The organism is Sphingomonas sp. CFBP9019 (assembly GCF_034045155.1).
In the GTDB taxonomy this organism is placed as follows: Bacteria; Pseudomonadota; Alphaproteobacteria; order Sphingomonadales; family Sphingomonadaceae; genus Sphingomonas; species Sphingomonas aerolata.
In genome coordinates, this window is record NZ_JAXCWK010000004.1 from 59166 (window position 1) to 77883 (window position 18718).

Genomic DNA, 18718 nt, shown 5'->3' on the forward strand with positions numbered 1-18718 from the left:
TGACAAGCATCGCAACCCTCCACTAGAGGCGCCCTCCTACCCCGTGCCCGGATGGCGGAATTGGTAGACGCACCAGCTTCAGGTGCTGGCGATCGCAAGGTCGTGGAGGTTCGAGTCCTCTTCCGGGCACCATTCTCACCAGGTGGGTGAGACGACGGTCAGCGCCTAAGGCGATCCGTCGGGCGGCCGATCGGCAATGCCCCAAGCAATCAGATCTTAGCTCACACACTACCGACCACCTCGGCAACCGAAGCCCGGTCCGCCCCCGTCAGATCAGCGCTCCAGCGCTAGGCCTGCTGCCCGGGTTCGATGCACTGCGGCACACGCGTCCGGCTTCAGCCGGCCGACCTCAGCCACACGCCGCCCCAGACTTCGGAAGGACCGTCAAAGACAGTGACGGGTTCGGGTCGACCGTCCTTCCTCCGCAGTAGCATTCAGGTCCATGGTATCGGTCCCATATTCATTCCACGGATCAATCAGGCCTGATCTGCATCATAGTTAATGAAGATATCGGACATTATCCCCTATAGTAAGTGTCTGCCCAGACCACTTCCCGATCTTCCTCGAGACTGCATCCAAGCCGGGAAAATTGCGTCTTGATACCGTGCGGCACGGCTTTTGGAAGAAAATGCATAGCAAATGGCATAATAGGTTCAAATCGGATGTTGATTATAGGGTGCTATAGGCGTAGGCGTCGATCAAAGACTGGAGCATATCATGTCCGAAGACATTATTGAGCTGAACGCTGTTGAATTGGCGACCGAACTGACGATCGCGTGGCTGACAAACCCCAATACGCGCACGTCCGCCGAAGAGGTTCCGTCGTTCCTCGGCAAGATGCACGACACCGTGTCTGCATTGCTGGGCACGTCGACGGAGGAGCCCGTGGTCGAGCCCGTCGCCGAATACACCCCGGCAGTCTCGGTCCGGAAATCGCTGGCATCGAAAGATCACATCATCTCGATGATCGACGGCAAGCCGTACAAGACACTGCGCCGTCACCTGGCGACGCACGGCATGACGCCGATCGAATATCGCGAACGCTACGGGCTGAAGCCGGACTATCCAATGGTCGCCGAGACCTATTCGGAAAGCCGCCGTGCCATGGCCAAGAAGATCGGTCTCGGTCGCAAGCCCGGCGCCCGCAAGACCGAAGCCCCGGCTGCCGCGCCGCAGCGCAAGCGCAAGGTCGAGGCTGTCGCCGAATAATCGACGCAGGCCGACCGATCTGAGCGCCTGCAGGGGCCGGTGGTTCGCCACCGGCCCCTTTTCGCATTAGGCAGGGCGCACGCGCCGTTGCCGCCCCTCACCACCCCGGCGGACACCGGCCGGGTCGTCACGCCGGGCTAGCTGCCGAAACGACCCCGACGGTAGAGCAGGGTGATCGCGACGCGCCGGTTGCGCGGATCGCTCGGGTTCTTGACGATCAGCGGCTCGCGGTCCGCGACACCCTCGATCCGTTCGAAGCGCGCCTCGGGCGTGCCGCCGGCGAGCAGCCGCCGTCGTGTCGCCTCGGCGCGGCCCGACGAGAGCATCCAGTTGTTCATCGCGCGCGGATCGCCATAGGGCACGCTGTCGGTGTGCCCGCGGATCATGATCGGGTTGGCCGACCCGGCGATCGATCCCGCGATCATCCCGATCAGATCGCCTGCCCTGGCATCGAGCGCCGTCGTGCCCAGCGCGAACATCGAATAATCGGCATCGTCGATCAGGTCGATGCGCATCCCGTCCTGCGTCGGCACGAAGCGGATGTGGCTCGCGAGACGCGACAGGTTCTTCGACTGTTCGATCTGGCGGAGCACCTTGCGGCGCATCGCGTCGAAATTGCGGCGATCCTCCGCATTCAGCGCGTCGAGCCCCTTCTTGTTGCCCTTGGGTCCGGTGCCGGTGTCCGCGCCGCCCGCGCCCGCATTCGGAATGGCGATCTGCGGCAGGCTGGTCTGCCCCGCTTGCGGACCGATCTTGTTCTTCGACAGGATCGATTCGCCACCGAGCAGCGCACCGCCGCCGATCCCCAGCGTGTGCGTGTCGATCAGCGTCGGCGCGAAATAGTCGGCAATGCCCTTGCGCTGTTTCTCGGTCGTCGCGCCGAGGATCCACAGCAGCAGGAAGAACGCCATCATCGCGGTCACGAAATCGGCATAGGCGACCTTCCAGGCACCGCCATGATGGCCGCCATGGCCCTCGATATAGACCTTCTTGACGATGATCTTGGGCGGCTGGTTCGCCCCGTGCGGCGCGCGTGCCATCCTACTTCCCGCGCAGCCCGTCAAAGACTTCGGCGAAGCCCGGCTGGTTGCGATGCGCGATCCCCGAGCGCGCCGCCTCGATCACCAGCGGCTGCGGATGGCCGTGGAGCGAGGCGATGATGATCTGCTTCACCACGCCGTAGATCGAGGCGTCCGCGTCGAGCACCTGCTTCAGCCGGTTCGCGAGCGGCGCGACCATGCCATAGGCCAGCAGCACGCCCATGAACGTGCCGACCAGCGCCGACCCGATCATCGAGCCGAGCACCGACGGCGGCTTGTCGATCGATCCCATCGTCTTCACCACGCCGAGCACCGCCGCGACGATGCCGAGCGCGGGCAGCGCGTCGGCGAGGCTGGTCAGCGTGCCGTGCGCGCTTTCCTCCTCGTGATGATGCGTCTTGATCGACTGGTCCATCACCTCCTCGACCGCGTGCACGTCGAGCGTACCGCTCGACACCACGACGAGGCGCAGCGTGTCGGCGATCAGGTTGATCAGCGCGTGGTTCTTCAGCAGCTTGGGGTATTCGGCGAACACCGCGGAGGAATTGGGATCCTCGACATGCGGCTCGAGCGCGATCGGCCCGTCGACGCGCAACATCTTCATCAGCTTGCTGACGAGGAAGATGACGTCGAGATAATCCTGCTTCTTGTATTTCGGGCCCTTGAACACCTTCATCAGCCCGCCGCCGAGACCTTTGAGCTCCTTGCCCGAATTGCCGATGATCAGAGCGCCGGCGGCGGCACCGCCGATGATGAGCATCTCGTGCGGGATCGCCTCAAGCACGGGGCCGAGCGCCCCGCCGGTGAACGCAAAGCCGCCGAACACCATGACGAGCAAAACGACGATGCCGATAATCGGAAACATGGTGCTGGAAATTCCCCCAAAGCCCGGAACGCCGGCCCTGTCACCGGAAGATTAACCGGATTTCGTAGCCATCCGGTTACCGGACCCGCCCGATCCGTCCTATAAATGCGCTCAGCGAAGATAATCGAACAGCGACAGCGCGCTGAGCTTCGAGAAGCTCGCCTGAGTCGCCGACAGGATCGTCATCGTCTTCTGCAATTCGGTGATCGCCGTCGTGATGTCGGTGCCCTCGATCGACTGGCGGGTATCCTCGCGGTCGACCGCGACGTCCTTCAGCCGGGCGGTTTCCAGATCGACCCGCGACGCGCGCGCACCGAGCGACGCCTGGATCGACGACACCTGTTCCGACGCCGCCGACAGATCGTCGAGCGCGGTATCGAGCGAGGCGGGATCGTAGCTTTCGGCCTGGAGCGCGGTCGCGATCGCGCTCAATACCGCCAGCGTGTCCTTGCCGTCGGCGCGCAGCACGCGCGACGCCGATTCGTTCGCCTGGACGCTTGCGCCGTCGCCGACCGGGATCGGCGAGACGCTGGTCGCGGCCAGCGCATAGCTGCCATCGGCCTGCTTCACCGCCGCGGGCCCGCCGTCCGCGCCGCCGAAGATCGGCTGGCCACGCAGGTCCTTCACGTTCGCGAGACTCGCGATCGTATCGACGATCCCCGCAATTTCGACGCCGATCGCCTTGCGCGCATCGCCGCTCAGCGTGCCATTGCGCGCCTGCACCGTGAGTTCGGACACGCGCTGCAACTGCGCGGTGATCGCGCTGAGCGTGGTATCCGACTGTTTCAGCACCGATGCGGCGGTCGTCAGGTTCGCGGCATAGGCCTTGTCGTCGACGGCATCCCGCGCGAGCCCCGCCAGCCGCTGATAGGCGGCGCTGTCGGACGAGGGCGCGGTGAATTTCTTGGTGGTCGAGATCTGCGTCTGCAATGCGTCCGCCTGCTTCGACAGCGCATTCATCGCCTTGGCCGAGCGGTCGTAGAACAGGCTGGTCGCGATCTGCATAAGGCCTACCGGATCTCGAGGATGGTCTGGAGGATGTCGCGCGCGGTCTGGATGACGCGGCTCGACGCCTGATAGGCCTGCTGGAAGCGGAGCAGGTCGACCGCCTCGCTGTCGAGGTCGACACCGCTGCCCGAATCGCGTGCGGTCACCGCGCCGTCGCGGATCGCGCCCTGCGCATCGCCGACCAGCCTGCGCTGTTCGAGCGACGCCGCGTTGCTCGTGATCATGTTGGTCAGCCGCTGTTCGCCGCCCGTCGTCGGGTCGCGCGTCGCAAGCAGTGCGGTCAGGTTCGACGCATCGCGCGCGCCGCCGGTCGCGCCCGCCGCGGCAATGCCGCGCGGGTCGGTCAGCGCGACGGTGATGCTGGTCGGCGTGTCGCCGGTCTTGAACAACGGCGCGCCCGCCTTGCCGTCGAGATCGCGCCCCTGCGCCTGGATGGCGTTGACCTGCGTGGTGAAGTCGGTCGCGATGCCGTTCAGCGTGTCGCGCGCCGCGACGATCTTCTGCGCGCCCTCGGCATAGCCGGCCAGGGCGCCGCCCGACGGCGTCACCGCCGATGTCGTGCCCGTCCGCTGCACGACGAACCCGACCGCGCCCTCGTCATTCTTCAGATAGCTGACATTGCCCGCATCGGGGCCCGCCACGAATACCGGGCCGCTCGCCCCGCCCAGCCGCACCGTCGCACGGCCGAGATCGTCGAACTCCGTACTGATATCGGTGATCGTGCTCATCTGCTCGAGCAACTGGTCGCGCTGGTCGCCGAGCTGCGCGGCGTTGGTCGACCCCTTCTGGCTACGCGCGATGCCGTCATTGACCTTGGCGAGCGCGGTACCGAACGAATTGAGCGTCTGCGTCGCCTGGCGCGTCGCGGTGTCGAGGTCGGCCGCCGCGGTGTCGAGCGCCTTGCCCGTCGCGGTGAACGCCGCGGCCGCGCTGGTCGCGGATTCGAGCATCACCGACCGGGCCGGCACCGAGGTCGGGTCCGCCGACAAGGTCTGCGCGGCGGAAAAGAAGCTGGTGAGACGATCGCCGAGCTTGTTGTCGGTCAGCGACGTCTCGATCCGCCCGAGCCAGGCCGCCGCGGTCTCCGTCCTGGCAAGATCCGACCCGGCGTTGCGGACCGCGAGCGAACGGAACGTGTCGGCCGAGCGCGAGATGCCGGTGACGGTGACGCCGTTGCTGCCCGTCGCGACGCTCGCATTGATCCCGCTGCCGATCGAGGTCACCTGGCCGAGATTCGTCGTACGCCGGGTATAACCCGCGGTGCCGGTGTTCGCGATGTTCTCGGACACGGTGTTCAGCGCGGTCTGGTACGCCCGCACGCCCGACGCGCCGATCGACAGGAGGTCGCTCATGGCGACGGCTCTGCCGCGCCCGGGTTAAGATCGGATTGCGATTTGGCGAGGAAATCGGTCATCGCCTTGCCGATGCCGAGCGGCGTGTGCTCGGCCATGGTCTGCGCGACGCGGGCGTCCTGCATCTCGGTAAAGGTGTCGAGCGCCTTGGATTCGAACAGCGAATCGCTCAATTTCGCCTGGCGCATGCTCTTCAGCATCATGCCGGTGAAGACCGCCTCGAACTTCTTGCCCGCCTTGTCGAGATTGTCGTTCGACTTCAGCCGGCTCGTATCGGTCGAGATGCCGCCCGCATCGATCGGGCCGGGGGCTGCGATCGGGCTCACAGGACGATCAACTCGGCCTTGAGCGCGCCGGCTTCCTTCAGCGCCTCGAGGATTGCGACCAGATCGGCGGGCGACGCGCCGATCGCGTTCACCGCCTTGACGATGTCGGCGAGCCTGGGGCCGGGGTTCAGCAGGAACATCGGGCGACGTTCCTCCTCGACCGCGACCGCGCTGTTCGGCGTGACGACGGTCTGGCCCTGGCTGAACGGCGCGGGCTGGCTCACCTGTGGCTTCTCGTCGATCCGCACCGTCAGCTTCCCATGCGTCACTGCGGCAGGCCCCACGCGCACCGCGGAGTTTATAACGACCGTACCGGTGCGCGCATTTACGATTACTTTTGCCGAGGGCTCGGCGGAGACCACGTCGAGATTCTCGATCGTCGACATCAGGGTCGCACGAACGTCCGCACCGACCGGCGCGCGGACCGCGACCGAAACCGCGTCGATCGCCTGCGCGCTGCCGAAGCCGAGCTTCGAATTGATCGCGCCCGCGACGTTCTGCGCGGTCGTGAAATCGGCACGCGCAAGGTTGAAGGTCAGCATCGGCGCGCTGTCGAACCCGGTCGCAACCGCCCGTTCGACCGTTGCGCCCTCGGGGATGCGCCCGGTCGAGGGGATGTTGACGACGATCTTCGACCCATCCGCACCTTCCGCGCCGAGCCCGCCGACCGCGAGATTGCCCTGCGCCATCGCATAGATCTGGTTATCCGCGCCGAGCAGCGGCGTCATGATCAGGCTGCCGCCGCGCAAGCTCTTGGCCTTGCCCATCGACGCGACGGTGATGTCGAGCCGCTGGCCGGGCTTGGCGAAGGGCGGCAGTTCGGCGGTGATCATCACCACCGCGGCGTTCTTCATCCCCGGATTGGCGTTGGGCGGCAGCTGCAGCCCGAAGCGCGACGCGACGGCTTTCAGCGACTGGACGGTATATTCCAGATTGTCGTCGCCCGTGCCGGGCAGCCCGACGACGATGCCGTAGCCGGTCAGCTGGTTCGACCGAATCCCCTGGAACCCGCCCAGGTCCTTGATCCGGTCTGCAGACGCCGGTGCTGCGATCAGGAGCGAGGCGAGGAGGGTGAGCAGGAAGCGCATGGTCACGGCCTCAGAAAGGGCTGACGACGGAGAAGAAGCGGCTGAGCCACCCCTGGCGGCCGGCGCGGGCGACGTCGCCCTTGCCGGTGTAAGAGATCTGCGCATCGGCGACCCGCGTCGACAGCACGCGGTTGTCGCGGTCGACATCGGCGGTGCGCACCAGCCCCTTGATCTTGAGGAACTCGTCGCCGCGGTTGAGCGTCACGCGCTTCTGCCCCTGCACGAGCATCGTGCCGTTGGGATAGACTTCGGCGACCGTCACGCTGACCTCGCCCGACAGCGAGTTCGCCTGGTCGGCGGCGCCCGCGCCGTTGAAGTTGCGCCCGCCGCTGATCGTCGCATCGGCGCGGTTGAACAGGTTGAGCGCGCCCGTCGTCGGCGGGGTGATGCTGGCCGAGCCGCTGCTGTCGAGCTTCGAGCCCGAGGATTTCGACGCGGCGGTGCGCTCGACCAGCACGATCGTCAGCGGATCGCCGACTTTCCGCGCACGCCAGCCCTCGTACAGCGCGGCATAGCCGTCCTGCGCCTGGAAGATCGATCCGGTCGCGGGCGACGCCAACGGCACGGGCAGCGGCCGTGCGACGGTGAAGTCCTCGGGCGGCGCCTTCTTGCCGAACAGCCTGGCCTGCGCCGACAGCGGCGCGAGCGTGCCGGCGGCAATCGCGAGGAGCGCGATCGGCGCGCGCGTGGGGATCGGAAATGCCATGATGCGCCCTGCGATCAGATGTTCTGGTTGACGTATTTCAGCATGTCGTCGGTCGCCGAGATCATCTTTGAATTGACCTCATACGCACGCTGCGTCTCGATCATGTCGACCAGCTCCTCGACGACGTTGACGTTCGACGCTTCGAGCATCCCCTGCCGCACGCGACCGCGGCCATCCTGCCCGGCAACGCCCAGATTGGCGGCGCCCGACGCGGCGGTCTCGACCAGGTAATTGTCGCCCGTCGCCTGGAGCCCGGCACCATTGGCGAAGCTCGCGACCTGGATCTGGCCGATCTGCTGCGCTTCCGACTGGCCGGGGATCGTCGCCGAGACGGTACCGTCCTGGCCGATCGTGATGTTGGTCGTTCCCTCGGGCACGGTGATGCCGGGCATCACCTGATAACCCTCGCTGGTCACCATCAGCCCCTCGGGGCTGCGCGAGAAATTGCCCGCGCGCGTATAGCCGAGCGTGCCGCCGGGCATCTGCACCTGGAAATAGCCGTCGCCGTCGAGCGCGAGGTCGAGGCTGTTGCCCGTCGTCTGCATCGACCCCTGCGTATCGATCCGCGCGGTGCCCTGGATCCGGACGCCGGTGCCGAGGTTGAGCCCGGTCGCGTATTTGGTCTCCGCCGTCGACTGCGCGCCCGGCGCGGTCACGACCTGGTACGCCAGCGTCTCGAACGCGGCGCGATCCTTCTTGAACCCCGTCGTGTTGACGTTGGCGAGGTTGTTCGAAATGACCCGCATGCGCGTATCCTGGGCGTCGAGCCCGGTACGCGCGATATGCATGGCGGAACTGCTCATGGCCTAATCCTTCCTTAGCTCGGCAGGCGCATCAGTGATGCACCGCTTTCATCCATGTCCTTGGCGGACTTCAGCATGTTGGCCTGGACCTCGTAGCTGCGCTGATTCTCGATCATGTCGACCAGCGCCTGCGTCATGTTGACGTTCGATCCCTCGATCGCCCCGCCCTGCACCTTCGCATCGAGATCCTCGGGCAGCACGCCGCCACCGCGCACGCGCAGCAGATTGTCGAGCCCCTTGACCGTGTCCGACCCCTTGGTGTCGGCCAGCTTCAGCTTGTCGATCACCTGCGGCGCATTCGCATCGCCACCCTGCGGCACGATCGAAATCGTCCCGTCGCCCGCGATCGAGAGCGTGTCATAGGGCGGGATCGTGATCGGACCGCCCGATCCCATCACCGGAAAACCGTCGCCGGTCTGGAGCACGCCCGACGGAGCGATCTCCAGGTCGCCGCGCCGCGTATAGGCTTCGGAGCCGTCCGACGCCTGCACCGCGAGCCATGCGGTCGCGCCGGTGACCGCGACGTCGAGCGGCCGCCCCGTGGTCTGGATCGCCCCCGGCGCGCGGTCGGCGTCGGTCACTTCCTCCGACGTCGGCGCGCGCGCCTCGAACTGCTGGCCGCCACCCTTCAGGTCGATCCGGTCGAACACCACGCGGTCGGCACGGAATCCGGTGGTCGACGCGTTCGCCATGTTGTTGGCGATCGCCGACTGCGCCGCCATGTGCGCGCGCAGTCCCGTCGCCGCGGTGTAGACCAGCTTGTCCATTCAGGGTTCTCCGTCCGCGCCCTGGATCAGCTGCGGATGTTGAAGATGGTCTGCGAGATCTGGCTCGCGGTATCCAAGGCCTTCGAGTTCGCCTGGAAGTTGCGCTGTGCCGCGATCAGCGAGACGAGCTCTTCGGTGATGTCGACGTTCGAGCGCTCGATCGTTCCCGACATCAGCTTGCCGAAGCCGTTGACGTCGGCGATGCCGAGCTTGGCCTCGCCCGAAATGCCGGTCGCCGACCAGTAGCTGCTGCCGAGCTGGCGCAGACCCTCGGGGTTCGAGAAGTTGGCGAGCATCACCTGACCGAGCGCCTGGGTGTCGCCGTTCGAGAAGCTCGCCTTGACGATGCCGGACTCGTCGATCGTCACGCCCTGGATCTGGCCGACCGCCTTGCCGTCCTGCGCGCGCGCGGCGACGTTGAACGCCGATGCCAATTGCGTGGTGTCGAGCCCGAAGGTGAAGCCGAACTGCTGCGTCGTGCTGCTGCCTGCAGTGGTGAACGGGTCGAACGCGACCGCAGTCGTCGGCGCGGTCAGCTTGCCGGTGGTGTCGAAGTCCAGCTCGACGCTTGCCGCACCGTTGGTGGTCATCGGCTTGTCACCGACATAGCTGAACACTTCCCAGCTGCTCGTATTGCCGTTGGCGGCATCGGGCGTCGTCGTGCGCTTGAAATAATTGGTCAGCGTCTGCGCATTGCCGCTCGCATCATAGATCGTCGTCTGCGCCGACTGGTTGTAGCTGGTCGGGTCGAACCGGTCGAACGTCGTCGTCGATGGGATCGCGGCATTGGCGCTGAGGTTCAGCGACATCGACACGTTCGCGGTCGGGACGGCCTTGCCGCTGGTCGCGGGAAGCTGAAGACTGACCGCGGAATCGAGCCCCGATGCGACGACCTTGCCCGAGCCGTCGACCGGATAGACCTGCAAATGGCTGCCGTTCGAATCGACCACATAGCGATCGGCATCGACCAGAAAGCCGCCATTGCGCGTATAGTTGACGTTGAGCGACGTCGTGCTCGGCTTCACCACGAAGAAGCCGTCGCCCGACACGGCGAGATCGAGCGCGTTGGCCGACTGGATGAGGTTGCCCTGGCTGAACTGCTGCCGATTGCCCTGCACCACGGTGCCCGAGCCGATCTGCTGCGCGGGGTTCAGCGACACGCTAGACGCGATCACGTCGGCGAATTCGGTGCGGCTCTTCTTGAACCCGTTGGTCGAGACGTTCGCGAGGTTGTGCGAGATCGTCGACATTTCGGTCTGCGAGGCCTGGAGGCCGGAAAGCGAGGTATAGAAGGACATCGGGTTACTCCTGGAATTCTGGCAATCAGCGGGCGATCAGCCGATCTGGCGAACCGCGGTGACGGGGACCTCACCAAGGCCCGGTAGCGTGAGGATGGCGGCACCGGTCGTCGTCGAAACCGACTGGACCGGCGCCCAGACAAGGTTCTGTGATGCAACGGTCGTGCCATTATTCTGGGCGTTGACGATGACCTTGAACGGTCCCGTCCCGGCATCCTCGCCGGTCGCGGTCTTGCCGTCCCAGTCGTAGTTCACGGTGCCCTTGTCGGCGCTGCCGAGCGACATGGTCTTCAGCACGCCGCCATTGGCATCGGTGATCGTGACGTTGACGTTGCTCGCCGCGGCGCCAAGCTCGATCCCGCCGGCCAGCCCGCCGCTGGTCCGCCCATAGGCCGTGTCACCCGCGGTCAGCACGGTCTTGCCGACATAGGCCATCGCATCGCTGGCGCTGGTCACGTTCAGCTTGTCGGCGATCGACTTCATCGTCGTGCTCATCTCGGAAATACCGGCGAGGCTCGAGAACTGCGCCATCTGTGCGACCATCTGGGTGTTGTCGACCGGGTTGAACGGGTCCTGGTTCTGCATCTGCGCGGTCATCAGCTTCAGGAAATCCGACTGGTTGAGCGTCGTCGAATTGGATGCCGTGGTCGTCGTCGCGGCGGTCGTCGCGCGCGTGATGCCGAGGTTCGAAAGCGTCGAGTCGAAGGAACTTGCCATGATCAGCGGCCTAGCTTGAGGGTATCGATGATCAGCGACTTCGCAGTCTGCATCACCTCGACATTGTTCTGGTAGCTGCGCGCGGTCTCCATCATGTCGACCAGCTCGCGGGTTTCATCGACCGCCGCCTCGAAGATGTTGCCATCCTTGTCGGCCATCGGATTGTTCGGATCGTAGCGCTTGGCGGGTGCCTCGCCGGCGGTGACGACCTTCTCGACATCGACCGTCGACATCCCGCTGGCGGCGTCGAAGCTGGTGCGGAACACCGGCTTCATCGTCTTGTACGCAGCCTCCGCGGAGCCGGCGACGCCGCCCGCATTGGCGAGGTTCGACGCGGTGGTGTTCATCCGCAACAGCTGCGCGGACATCGCGCGGCCAGCGACCTGGAAAATCGTCATCGGCGCATTGGCCATCGCTTAGTCCCCCTTCAGCGCGCGGGTGACCTGGCTGATCCGCCCGTTCAGGAAGGACAGCGTGGTCTGGTACTGCACCGCATTCTCGGCGAACGCGGTCTGCTCCTGGTTCAGCTCGACGGTGTTGCCGTCCATCGAGGTCTGCGTCGGCACGCGATACTTGGTCGCCGCGTCGATCCCGCCCGCGCCATCCGTCTCGAGCGACGCGAGCGCCGACTTGAAGTCGATGTCGCGCGCCTTGAAGCCGGGGGTCGAGGCATTGGCGATGTTCGACGCGAGCACCCCCATGCGCTGCGATCGCACCTCGAGGGCCGCACCATGAACGCCAAACAGCGAGTCACCTGACACTGGACCGAACTCCCGCGCTGGATTGCGCAAGCCTTCCAAAGCAATGCCCGTGCCAGTTGACGCTCACTGACCGGATGACGCCGCTTTGCCGCCCGTCGGCAAGCGCGCGGCAACCCGGCCGGCAACGCCTTGCCGCCCCGGCAGACGTGGCGGCAATCGCACCGGCAGGCGTGGTGCCGACCCGTCGCGCAGCGTGCAAACCGCCGGCCCGCGCGAGTCCCGCTCACCGGGGGATCGCGAACTGGCCCGGCCCTTGCAAAGACTTACGGGACATGATTACGCTCGCCCATCTGCTCGACCCCGCCGCGCTCGCCATCGTCGGCGGCGGCACGGTCCTCGGCGTCGCCTTGCGGACACCGCTGCGCGATCTGGTCCGCGCGATCGCGGCGCTGAAGACGCTCGGCCGCGCCCGGCTCGACGGCGATGCACTGCTCCAGCAGATCGTCGCGCTCGGCCGTATCGCCCAGCGCCACGGTGCGATGGCGCTCGACCGTACGGTCATCGCCGATCCCGACATCGCCGCCGGTATCGCGGCGATCGTCGACGGCGCGACCGCCAGCGACGTGGCACTGCTGATCCGGCATCGCCGCCATGCGCGGATTGAACGCCACGTCGCCGCCGCCGAGGTCTGGGCAGGCGCCGCCGAACTCGCGCCCGCGATGGGCATGGTCGGCACGCTGATCGGGCTCGCCCAAATGTTCGCGACGATGAGCGATCCGACCGCGATCGGCGGCGCGATGGCTATCGCGCTGCTCGCGACGCTCTATGGCGCGCTGCTCGCCAACCTCGTCTTCATGCCGGTCGCCAACCGCCTGCGCGCACAGGGCCGCAACGAGGCGTTCGAACGTGCCCGGATCGAGGCGCCACTCGTCGCGCTCGCCGCGCGCGAGGCCCCGCGCGCACCGTTGATGAGCGTCGCATGACGGTCGGTGATTATCCCGAGCCGCAGCCCGGGCGTCCGCTCTGGCTGATTACGCTCGCCGATCTCGCCTTGCTGCTCGTCGGCTTCTTCGTACTCCTGCAGGCTACGCAGACCGCCAGCGACCGTCCCCTCGCGCCCCGGGCGCTGGCAGCCGGATTGCGCGAGGGCTTCGGTTCACCCGCGACGGCACCGGCCGACACCGCACGGTCGAGATCGCTCGCCGCTTCCGCGCCACGTGCAGTGGCCAAGCCCACGGCCTTGCCCGTTGCCGCTGCCGGGATGCTCGACTTCGCGGTCGGTTCGGCTGTGCTGCCTACGTCACCCGATACGCTGGCGGCCTGGGCGCGTGACGCGGTGCAGGACCCGCGCGTCCAGATCACCGTCACCGGATCGGTCGACGGCTCGCGCGGCGATGTCGACCCTGTCACGCGCAGCGCGGCGATCCTCGCCTCGGACCGTGCGCGCGCGGTCGCGGCCGCGATCGCCCATGTCGCCCGCGGCCGCGTGACGCTCGCGACGTCGCCGACCACCGGCCGCCGCGCCGCCATCGTCACCCAAGCCTTTGTCGGCGAACCGCCAAGGACCCCCTCATGATGCTCGCCCTGTTGATGATCGCTGCCGGTGCGCCGTCCGCCGGCTTCCAGGATATCGCCGCGCTCGATCGCGCGGTCTCGGCATTCACCGGCCGGCCGATCGGCGCCGAGGGTGGCGCGCGGACGACGGTCGATTCGCGGTTGCGGCTCGCGACGTGCCCGACCGTCGCGATGTCGTGGCGGACCGAAGCGCATGACGCGGTGGTCGTCGCCTGTGCCGGCCCCGCCTGGCGCATTTTCGTCCCCGTCATACGCCCGGCCTCGGCCCCCGGCGCGACGCCCGCCACGACCCGTGCGGCCTATGCCCCGGTCGTGAAGGCCGCCCCCGTCATCCGCCGCGGCGATCCGATCGTGATCGAGGCTGGCACCGACGGCTTTTCGATCAGTCGCGAGGGCGTCGCGCTGGCCGATGCCGCCCCCGGCGCACGCTTCATGGTCAAGGTCGACGACACCCGCACCCCGGTCCAGGCGATCGCGGTCGCCAGCGGCCGCGCGACCCTGCCCGGCTGGACGAATTAATTTTGTTAAAGCTTTTCGCACGCCGGCCGTTTCTCCCTCTGTCAGCAAGAACCAGAGGGTGCAGACATGGTGGAATCGATCGGCTCGAAGCCGTTGACGGGAGGCGAGCGCAGCGTCGCGCGCATCGCCGCGACGACGCCCGCCCAGCCGGTCGCCCAGCCCCTGGCGCAGACGCCCGACCGTGCGGTCGAGGCCGAACCCTCGGCAACCTCGTCGATCGCGCTCGCGCGGACGATGGCCGCCGCAGCCCCGATCAACGAAGCGCGCGTGGCCGCGGTCAAGAAGGCGGTCGCCAACGGCACCTTCCCGATCCTGCCCGCGACGATCGCCGACCGGCTCCTCGCCTTCAAACTGGAATGGGCACCGAATGACCCGGCGTGACGCCCTAGTGCGCGTGATCGACGCGCTGCATGCCGAGATCGCGGCGCTGAAATCCAACGACGTGGCCGGGCTGGAACGCGCGACGACGCAAAAGCTCGACGGCATCAATGCGGTCGCAACGCTTGGTACCGGCCCTGCCGGTCCCGAATTGCGCGAGCTGGCGGACGAGGCGAACCGCCTCAACGAAACCTGCCGCATCTATACCAACCTGATGGCGGCAAATGTCCGCCGCCGCCTGCAAACCTTGACCGGCGAGGGCGGCATTGCCGGCTATCGCCCGCGCATGGGTGCGGCCTACGCCTGATCCGCGCGGCCGGGCAAGATCTGGCACGCCCCTTGCTGTGTAGTGTCCTGAAACAGGGACATTACTCGCGGGATGACCGTCAATCCTATCACTACCGGCCGGATCCAGTCCGCGATCGCGCTTGCGAGCAGCAAGACGGGCGTGGATTTCGACTATCTGCTCGGCCAGGCGAAGCTCGAAAGCGGGCTTAACGCTAATGCCAAGGCGGGCACGTCAAGCGCGTCGGGTCTGTACCAGTTCATCGAACAGAGCTGGCTCGCGGTCGTCAAGAAGCACGGCGCTGAGCACGGGCTCGGCTGGGCAGCCGACAGCATCGGCCAGTCGTCGGGCGGGCATCTGGGCGTCGCGGATGCGGGCACGCGTCAGGCGATCCTCGCGCTGCGCAACGATCCCGCCGCCGCCTCGATGATGGCGGCCGAACATGCGTCGGACAACAAGGACGCGCTCGAGGGCAAGCTTGGCCGCACCGCGACCGGCACCGATCTGTATATGGCGCATTTCCTGGGGCTCGGCGGCGCGTCGAAGTTCCTGACGACGATGCAGGCCAATCCCGACGCGAGCGGTGCCGCGCTGTTCCCCTCCGCCGCGCGCGCCAATCGCGGCGTCTTCTACGAGTCCAACGGTACGCCGCGCTCGCTGTCGGCAATCTACGAGCGATTCTCGACAAAGCTCGGCGCCGCCGCCGCGGGCGCGACCGGCTCGGCCACGACCGGCTCGGTCCAGTTCGCCGCGCAGGCGCTCGACATGGACGGCAGCACGGTCGTCACCGGCAACAATGAAAGCGCCGAGGACGCGCTCGCCTGGGCGACGTCGACGATGGGCCGGTTCGGCACCCGGAACGCCGGTTTCAATGGGGGCCAGACCTCGGCAAGCCTGTTGCGGCCGACGCCCGACACCGCGCGGCTCGCCTATCTGATGCTCGCGAAGATGGGTGGCTGAACCCATGAACCGCCTGCTCTCCAACGCCCGTGCATCGGTCCTGCCGCTCGCGATCCTGATGCTCGTGCTCGTCATGGTCGTGCCGATCCCGGCATTCATGCTCGACATCTTCTTCGTCGCGAACATCGCGATCAGCCTTGCCGTGCTGATGGTCGCCCTGAACGCGCAGAAGCCGCTCGATTTCTCCGCCTTCCCGACCGTGCTGCTGTTCGCCACGCTGTTCCGCCTCGGCCTCAACGTCGCCTCGACGCGGATCGTGCTCGTTCACGGCCATGAGGGCGAGAGCGCGGCGGGTCACGTCATCGAGGCGTTCGGCACGTTCCTGATCGGCGGCGACTACGTCGTCGGCATCTTCGTCTTCGCGATCCTGATGATCATCAACATGATCGTCGTCACCAAGGGTGCGGGCCGCGTCTCCGAAGTCAGCGCGCGCTTCACGCTCGACGCGCTGCCCGGCAAGCAGATGGCGATCGACGCCGACCTGAACGCCGGGCTCATCACCCCCGACGAGGCGAAGGCGCGCCGCATCGAGGTGTCCACCGAGGCCGATTTCTACGGCTCGATGGATGGCTCGTCGAAGTTCGTGAAGGGCGATGCGGTCGCCGCGATGCTGATCCTCGCCGCAAACATCATCGGCGGGCTGATCCTGGGGCCCGTCAGCCACGGCATGTCGATCGCCGACGCCGCGCACAACTACATCCTGCTCGCGATCGGCGACGCGCTCGTCGCACAGCTTCCCTCGCTGATGCTGTCGATCGCCGCAGCGTCGATCGTCACGCGCGTCACCTCGGACAAGGATCTCGCCGGCCAGATCGGCGGCCAGTTCGGATCCCCGCGCACCTGGACGCCGGTCGCGGTCATCCTCGCGCTGCTCGGCGTCCTGCCCGGTATGCCGCACATGGTCATCCTGCCCGCCGCCGCGATCGCCGGGTTCGCGGCCTGGAAGCTGCGCCAGATCGAGCGTCGCCCCGCCCCCGTCGTCATCGCCCCCGTCGAGGCGATCGACCAGTCGAAGATCGGCTGGGACGAGGTCACCGACGGCATGCAGGTCAATCTCGACATCGGCTACGGCCTGGTCCCGCTGGTCGACGACCGCCGCGGATCGCCGTTGATGGGCCGCATTACCGGCGTCCGTCGCCAGCTGTCGAAGGAACTGGGCTTCGTCGTGCCGCAGGTCCGCGTCCGCGACGACATCAACCTTGCCCCCTATGTCTACCGCATCATCGTCAACGGCGTCGTCGTCGGGGAGGACACCGTGTCGCCCGACGACATGCTCGCGCTCGACACCGGCCAGGCGTTCGGCTCGCTGATCGGTAAGACCACCAAGGATCCGACTTTCGGGCTCGACGCGACCTGGATCTCGACCGCGGACGCGGATGCGGCGACCGGCGCGGGCTATCTCGTCGTCGATCCCGGCACCGTGGTCGCGACTCATCTCAATCACCTGCTCGGCCAGACTGCGTCCGAGCTGCTCGGCCCCGACGAGGTCCAGGCGCTGCTCGACGGGCTGAAGGAGCGCGCGGCGCAACTCGTCACCGCGCTCGCGCCGATCCCGATCACCACGTTGACCCAGGTCCTCAAGGGCCTGCTCGCCGAGAACATCCCGCTGAAGGAATTCCGCAGCATCGCCGCCGCGATCGCGGTCGCCGCCCAGCGCAGCCAGGATGCCGAGGAGATCATCGAACTGATCCGCCCGCGTCTCGGCGCGCTGATCATCCAGAAGCTGTGCGGGATGCGGGAGCCGCTCCGCGTGATGACGCTCGAGGGGCATCTCGAAGGGCTGCTCGGCCAGGCGATGCGCGCCGACCAGTCGCGCCGCCACGTCATCGAACCCGATCTCGGCCGCCGCATCGTCGAAGCGCTGCAAAATGCCGCGCAGCCGCTGATCGCCGAGGCCAAGCCGTTCGCGCTGGTCGTCCAGCCCGCGATCCGCCTCGCAATCCGCAAGCTGGTCCGCACCTGCCTGCCCGACACCCCGGTCATGTCGTTCTTCGAAGTACCCGAGGACAAGGCGGTCGAGGTCGTCGCGGTCATCGGCGCACCACAGCAGGCGCTGGCCGCATGAGCGCCGAACCGATGATGGCGGCGTTCGACAAGGCCCGCCCCGCGCGCGCCGGCGAAATCCCGACGGGGCCCCTCACCTATCGTCCCCAGCAACGCCCCAGCGGCGACCCCGACCAGCTCGTCAAACAGCATCTCGCGATGGTCCGCCGGATCGCTTGGCACGTCCACGGCAGCATGAGCAGCATCGTCGAGGTCGAGGATCTGGTGCAGGTCGGGCTCGTCGCGCTGGTCGAGGCCGCGGCCGGGTTCGAGGAGCGTGGTACGCCGTTCAAGGCCTATGTCGCGACCCGCCTGCGCGGCGCGATGATCGACGAACTGCGGCGCCAGGCGACGACGACGCGCGGTGCGATGCGCCGCCGCCGGCAATATGCCGACGCCATTTCCACGCTCACCGCCCAGACGGGCAAGGCCCCCGGAGACGCCATGATCGCCCAGCATATCGGCGTCAGCATCGACAAGCTGCGCAGCGACTATGTGACCGCGGACGCGATCCGGTTCGATTCGATCGACGAGGTCTATGCCGACGACATGCCGTGGTTCGCCGACGACACCCCCGACGCGTTCGAACAGCTCGCCGACAGCGACCTGCGGGACGCGCTGATCGCCGCGATCACCGCGCTGCCGGAACGCGAGGCGCAGGTGATCCAGCTTTATTATGTCGAGGAGATGAACCTCGAGGAGATCGGCGCGGTCTTCGACATCGGCGCCGCCCGCGTCTGCCAGATCAAGGCATCCGCGCACGCGAAACTGAAACGCGCGCTCGCCCGCAAGGTCTGACGTACCCCTCATCCTCCCCCGCCAAGGGGGAGGTGGCAGGCGCAGCCTGACGGAGGGGGCGGAAAGGGAAAACCGCTGTTGCGTGTCCTCCCCGCTCCGTCGCCTTTGGCGCCACCTTCCTCTGGCGGGGGAGGATAGAGCGTATGAACATTGCCGATGATGTGTTGCCCGCGAATCATCCCGCCGCCGCGCGGATGCGCGCCGCCTCTCCGATCGCCATTGCGAAAATAGCGCAAGGCAACCCTCGCTCAGCCGACCCGCTGCCATCCCAATGCACAA

22 protein-coding genes and 1 tRNA gene are annotated in these 18718 nt (G+C 66.9%); 10 read left to right on the forward strand and 13 right to left on the reverse strand.

What is annotated here, in order from left to right:
• Nucleotides 1–45: 45 nt before the first annotated feature.
• Nucleotides 46–132 (forward strand) — tRNA-Leu (locus SOM18_RS11835).
• Nucleotides 133–717: 585 nt separating this feature from the next.
• Nucleotides 718–1209, forward strand: a complete 492-nt coding sequence (locus SOM18_RS11840) for a MucR family transcriptional regulator (RefSeq protein ID WP_031394198.1) — start codon at nt 718–720, stop codon at nt 1207–1209.
• A gap of 137 nt (nt 1210–1346) precedes the next feature.
• Here the strand turns inward: SOM18_RS11840 and SOM18_RS11845 are convergent, their stop codons facing one another.
• From SOM18_RS11845 to SOM18_RS11905, 13 genes are all read right to left on the reverse strand, one after another.
• The gene (locus SOM18_RS11845) at nt 1347–2249 is read right to left on the reverse strand and encodes a flagellar motor protein MotB (RefSeq protein WP_031441540.1); all 903 of its coding nucleotides are present in this window, start codon (nt 2247–2249) and stop codon (nt 1347–1349) included.
• A gap of 1 nt (nt 2250) precedes the next feature.
• Nucleotides 2251–3114, reverse strand: coding sequence for a flagellar motor stator protein MotA (motA, locus tag SOM18_RS11850; RefSeq protein WP_031441539.1), 864 nt, complete (start codon nt 3112–3114; stop codon nt 2251–2253).
• Nucleotides 3115–3225: 111 nt separating this feature from the next.
• Nucleotides 3226–4119: a flagellin gene (locus SOM18_RS11855; protein ID WP_031441538.1), complete on the reverse strand. Its 894-nt coding sequence runs from the start codon at nt 4117–4119 to the stop codon at nt 3226–3228.
• Nucleotides 4120–4124: 5 nt separating this feature from the next.
• Nucleotides 4125–5474 carry a flagellar hook-associated protein FlgK gene (gene flgK, locus SOM18_RS11860; protein WP_320481754.1) on the reverse strand — a complete coding sequence of 450 codons (1350 nt, stop codon included), beginning with the start codon at nt 5472–5474 and terminating at the stop codon, nt 4125–4127.
• On the reverse strand, nt 5471–5800 hold the full coding sequence (locus SOM18_RS11865; protein ID WP_031440261.1) for a rod-binding protein: 330 nt from the start codon (nt 5798–5800) through the stop codon (nt 5471–5473). Before SOM18_RS11865 ends, flgK begins: the two co-directional genes overlap by 4 nt.
• Nucleotides 5797–6888 (reverse strand): flagellar basal body P-ring protein FlgI, encoded by a 1092-nt coding sequence (locus SOM18_RS11870; protein WP_031440260.1) that lies wholly within the window; start codon nt 6886–6888, stop codon nt 5797–5799. The genes SOM18_RS11865 and SOM18_RS11870 overlap by 4 nt, the downstream gene beginning before the upstream one ends.
• 10 nt (nt 6889–6898) lie before the next feature.
• Nucleotides 6899–7594, reverse strand: coding sequence for a flagellar basal body L-ring protein FlgH (locus SOM18_RS11875; RefSeq protein WP_320481755.1), 696 nt, complete (start codon nt 7592–7594; stop codon nt 6899–6901).
• Nucleotides 7595–7608: 14 nt separating this feature from the next.
• Nucleotides 7609–8397, reverse strand: a complete 789-nt coding sequence (gene flgG, locus SOM18_RS11880) for a flagellar basal-body rod protein FlgG (protein WP_031440258.1) — start codon at nt 8395–8397, stop codon at nt 7609–7611.
• A 14-nt stretch (nt 8398–8411) separates the two neighbouring features.
• The gene (locus tag SOM18_RS11885) at nt 8412–9164 is read right to left on the reverse strand and encodes a flagellar basal body rod protein FlgF (protein WP_031394683.1); all 753 of its coding nucleotides are present in this window, start codon (nt 9162–9164) and stop codon (nt 8412–8414) included.
• Between the two features lie 26 nt (nt 9165–9190).
• Nucleotides 9191–10462 carry a flagellar hook protein FlgE gene (locus tag SOM18_RS11890; protein ID WP_031440257.1) on the reverse strand — a complete coding sequence of 424 codons (1272 nt, stop codon included), beginning with the start codon at nt 10460–10462 and terminating at the stop codon, nt 9191–9193.
• Nucleotides 10463–10498: 36 nt separating this feature from the next.
• Nucleotides 10499–11179, reverse strand: a complete 681-nt coding sequence (locus SOM18_RS11895; RefSeq protein WP_031394681.1) for a flagellar hook assembly protein FlgD — start codon at nt 11177–11179, stop codon at nt 10499–10501.
• A 2-nt stretch (nt 11180–11181) separates the two neighbouring features.
• Nucleotides 11182–11592, reverse strand: a complete 411-nt coding sequence (gene flgC / locus SOM18_RS11900; protein ID WP_031394680.1) for a flagellar basal body rod protein FlgC — start codon at nt 11590–11592, stop codon at nt 11182–11184.
• Nucleotides 11593–11595: 3 nt separating this feature from the next.
• A complete protein-coding gene (locus SOM18_RS11905) occupies nt 11596–11940 on the reverse strand; it encodes a flagellar basal body rod protein FlgB (protein WP_031440256.1) in 345 nt (114 codons plus the stop codon).
• Nucleotides 11941–12212: 272 nt separating this feature from the next.
• On the opposite strand from SOM18_RS11905, the gene SOM18_RS11910 reads away from it, so the two are divergent.
• The 8 genes from SOM18_RS11910 to SOM18_RS11945 all read left to right on the forward strand — a co-directional run bounded on the left by SOM18_RS11910 (nt 12213) and on the right by SOM18_RS11945 (nt 18439).
• A complete protein-coding gene (locus SOM18_RS11910; RefSeq protein ID WP_031440255.1) occupies nt 12213–12863 on the forward strand; it encodes a motility protein A in 651 nt (216 codons plus the stop codon).
• On the forward strand, nt 12860–13456 hold the full coding sequence (locus SOM18_RS11915; protein WP_192007773.1) for a flagellar motor protein MotB: 597 nt from the start codon (nt 12860–12862) through the stop codon (nt 13454–13456). Before SOM18_RS11910 ends, SOM18_RS11915 begins: the two co-directional genes overlap by 4 nt.
• A complete protein-coding gene (locus SOM18_RS11920) occupies nt 13453–13974 on the forward strand; it encodes a flagella basal body P-ring formation protein FlgA (RefSeq protein WP_320481756.1) in 522 nt (173 codons plus the stop codon). Before SOM18_RS11915 ends, SOM18_RS11920 begins: the two co-directional genes overlap by 4 nt.
• 66 nt (nt 13975–14040) lie before the next feature.
• Nucleotides 14041–14355 (forward strand): flagellar biosynthesis anti-sigma factor FlgM, encoded by a 315-nt coding sequence (gene flgM, locus SOM18_RS11925; RefSeq protein WP_031439844.1) that lies wholly within the window; start codon nt 14041–14043, stop codon nt 14353–14355.
• A complete protein-coding gene (locus SOM18_RS11930) occupies nt 14342–14659 on the forward strand; it encodes a hypothetical protein (protein ID WP_031394268.1) in 318 nt (105 codons plus the stop codon). The genes flgM and SOM18_RS11930 overlap by 14 nt, the downstream gene beginning before the upstream one ends.
• 72 nt (nt 14660–14731) lie before the next feature.
• Nucleotides 14732–15598, forward strand: a complete 867-nt coding sequence (locus tag SOM18_RS11935) for a hypothetical protein (RefSeq protein ID WP_031439845.1) — start codon at nt 14732–14734, stop codon at nt 15596–15598.
• Nucleotides 15599–15602: 4 nt separating this feature from the next.
• Nucleotides 15603–17663 carry a flagellar biosynthesis protein FlhA gene (gene flhA, locus SOM18_RS11940; protein ID WP_031439846.1) on the forward strand — a complete coding sequence of 687 codons (2061 nt, stop codon included), beginning with the start codon at nt 15603–15605 and terminating at the stop codon, nt 17661–17663.
• Nucleotides 17660–18439: a FliA/WhiG family RNA polymerase sigma factor gene (locus SOM18_RS11945; protein ID WP_031439847.1), complete on the forward strand. Its 780-nt coding sequence runs from the start codon at nt 17660–17662 to the stop codon at nt 18437–18439. The genes flhA and SOM18_RS11945 overlap by 4 nt, the downstream gene beginning before the upstream one ends.
• Nucleotides 18440–18718 lie beyond the last annotated feature (279 nt).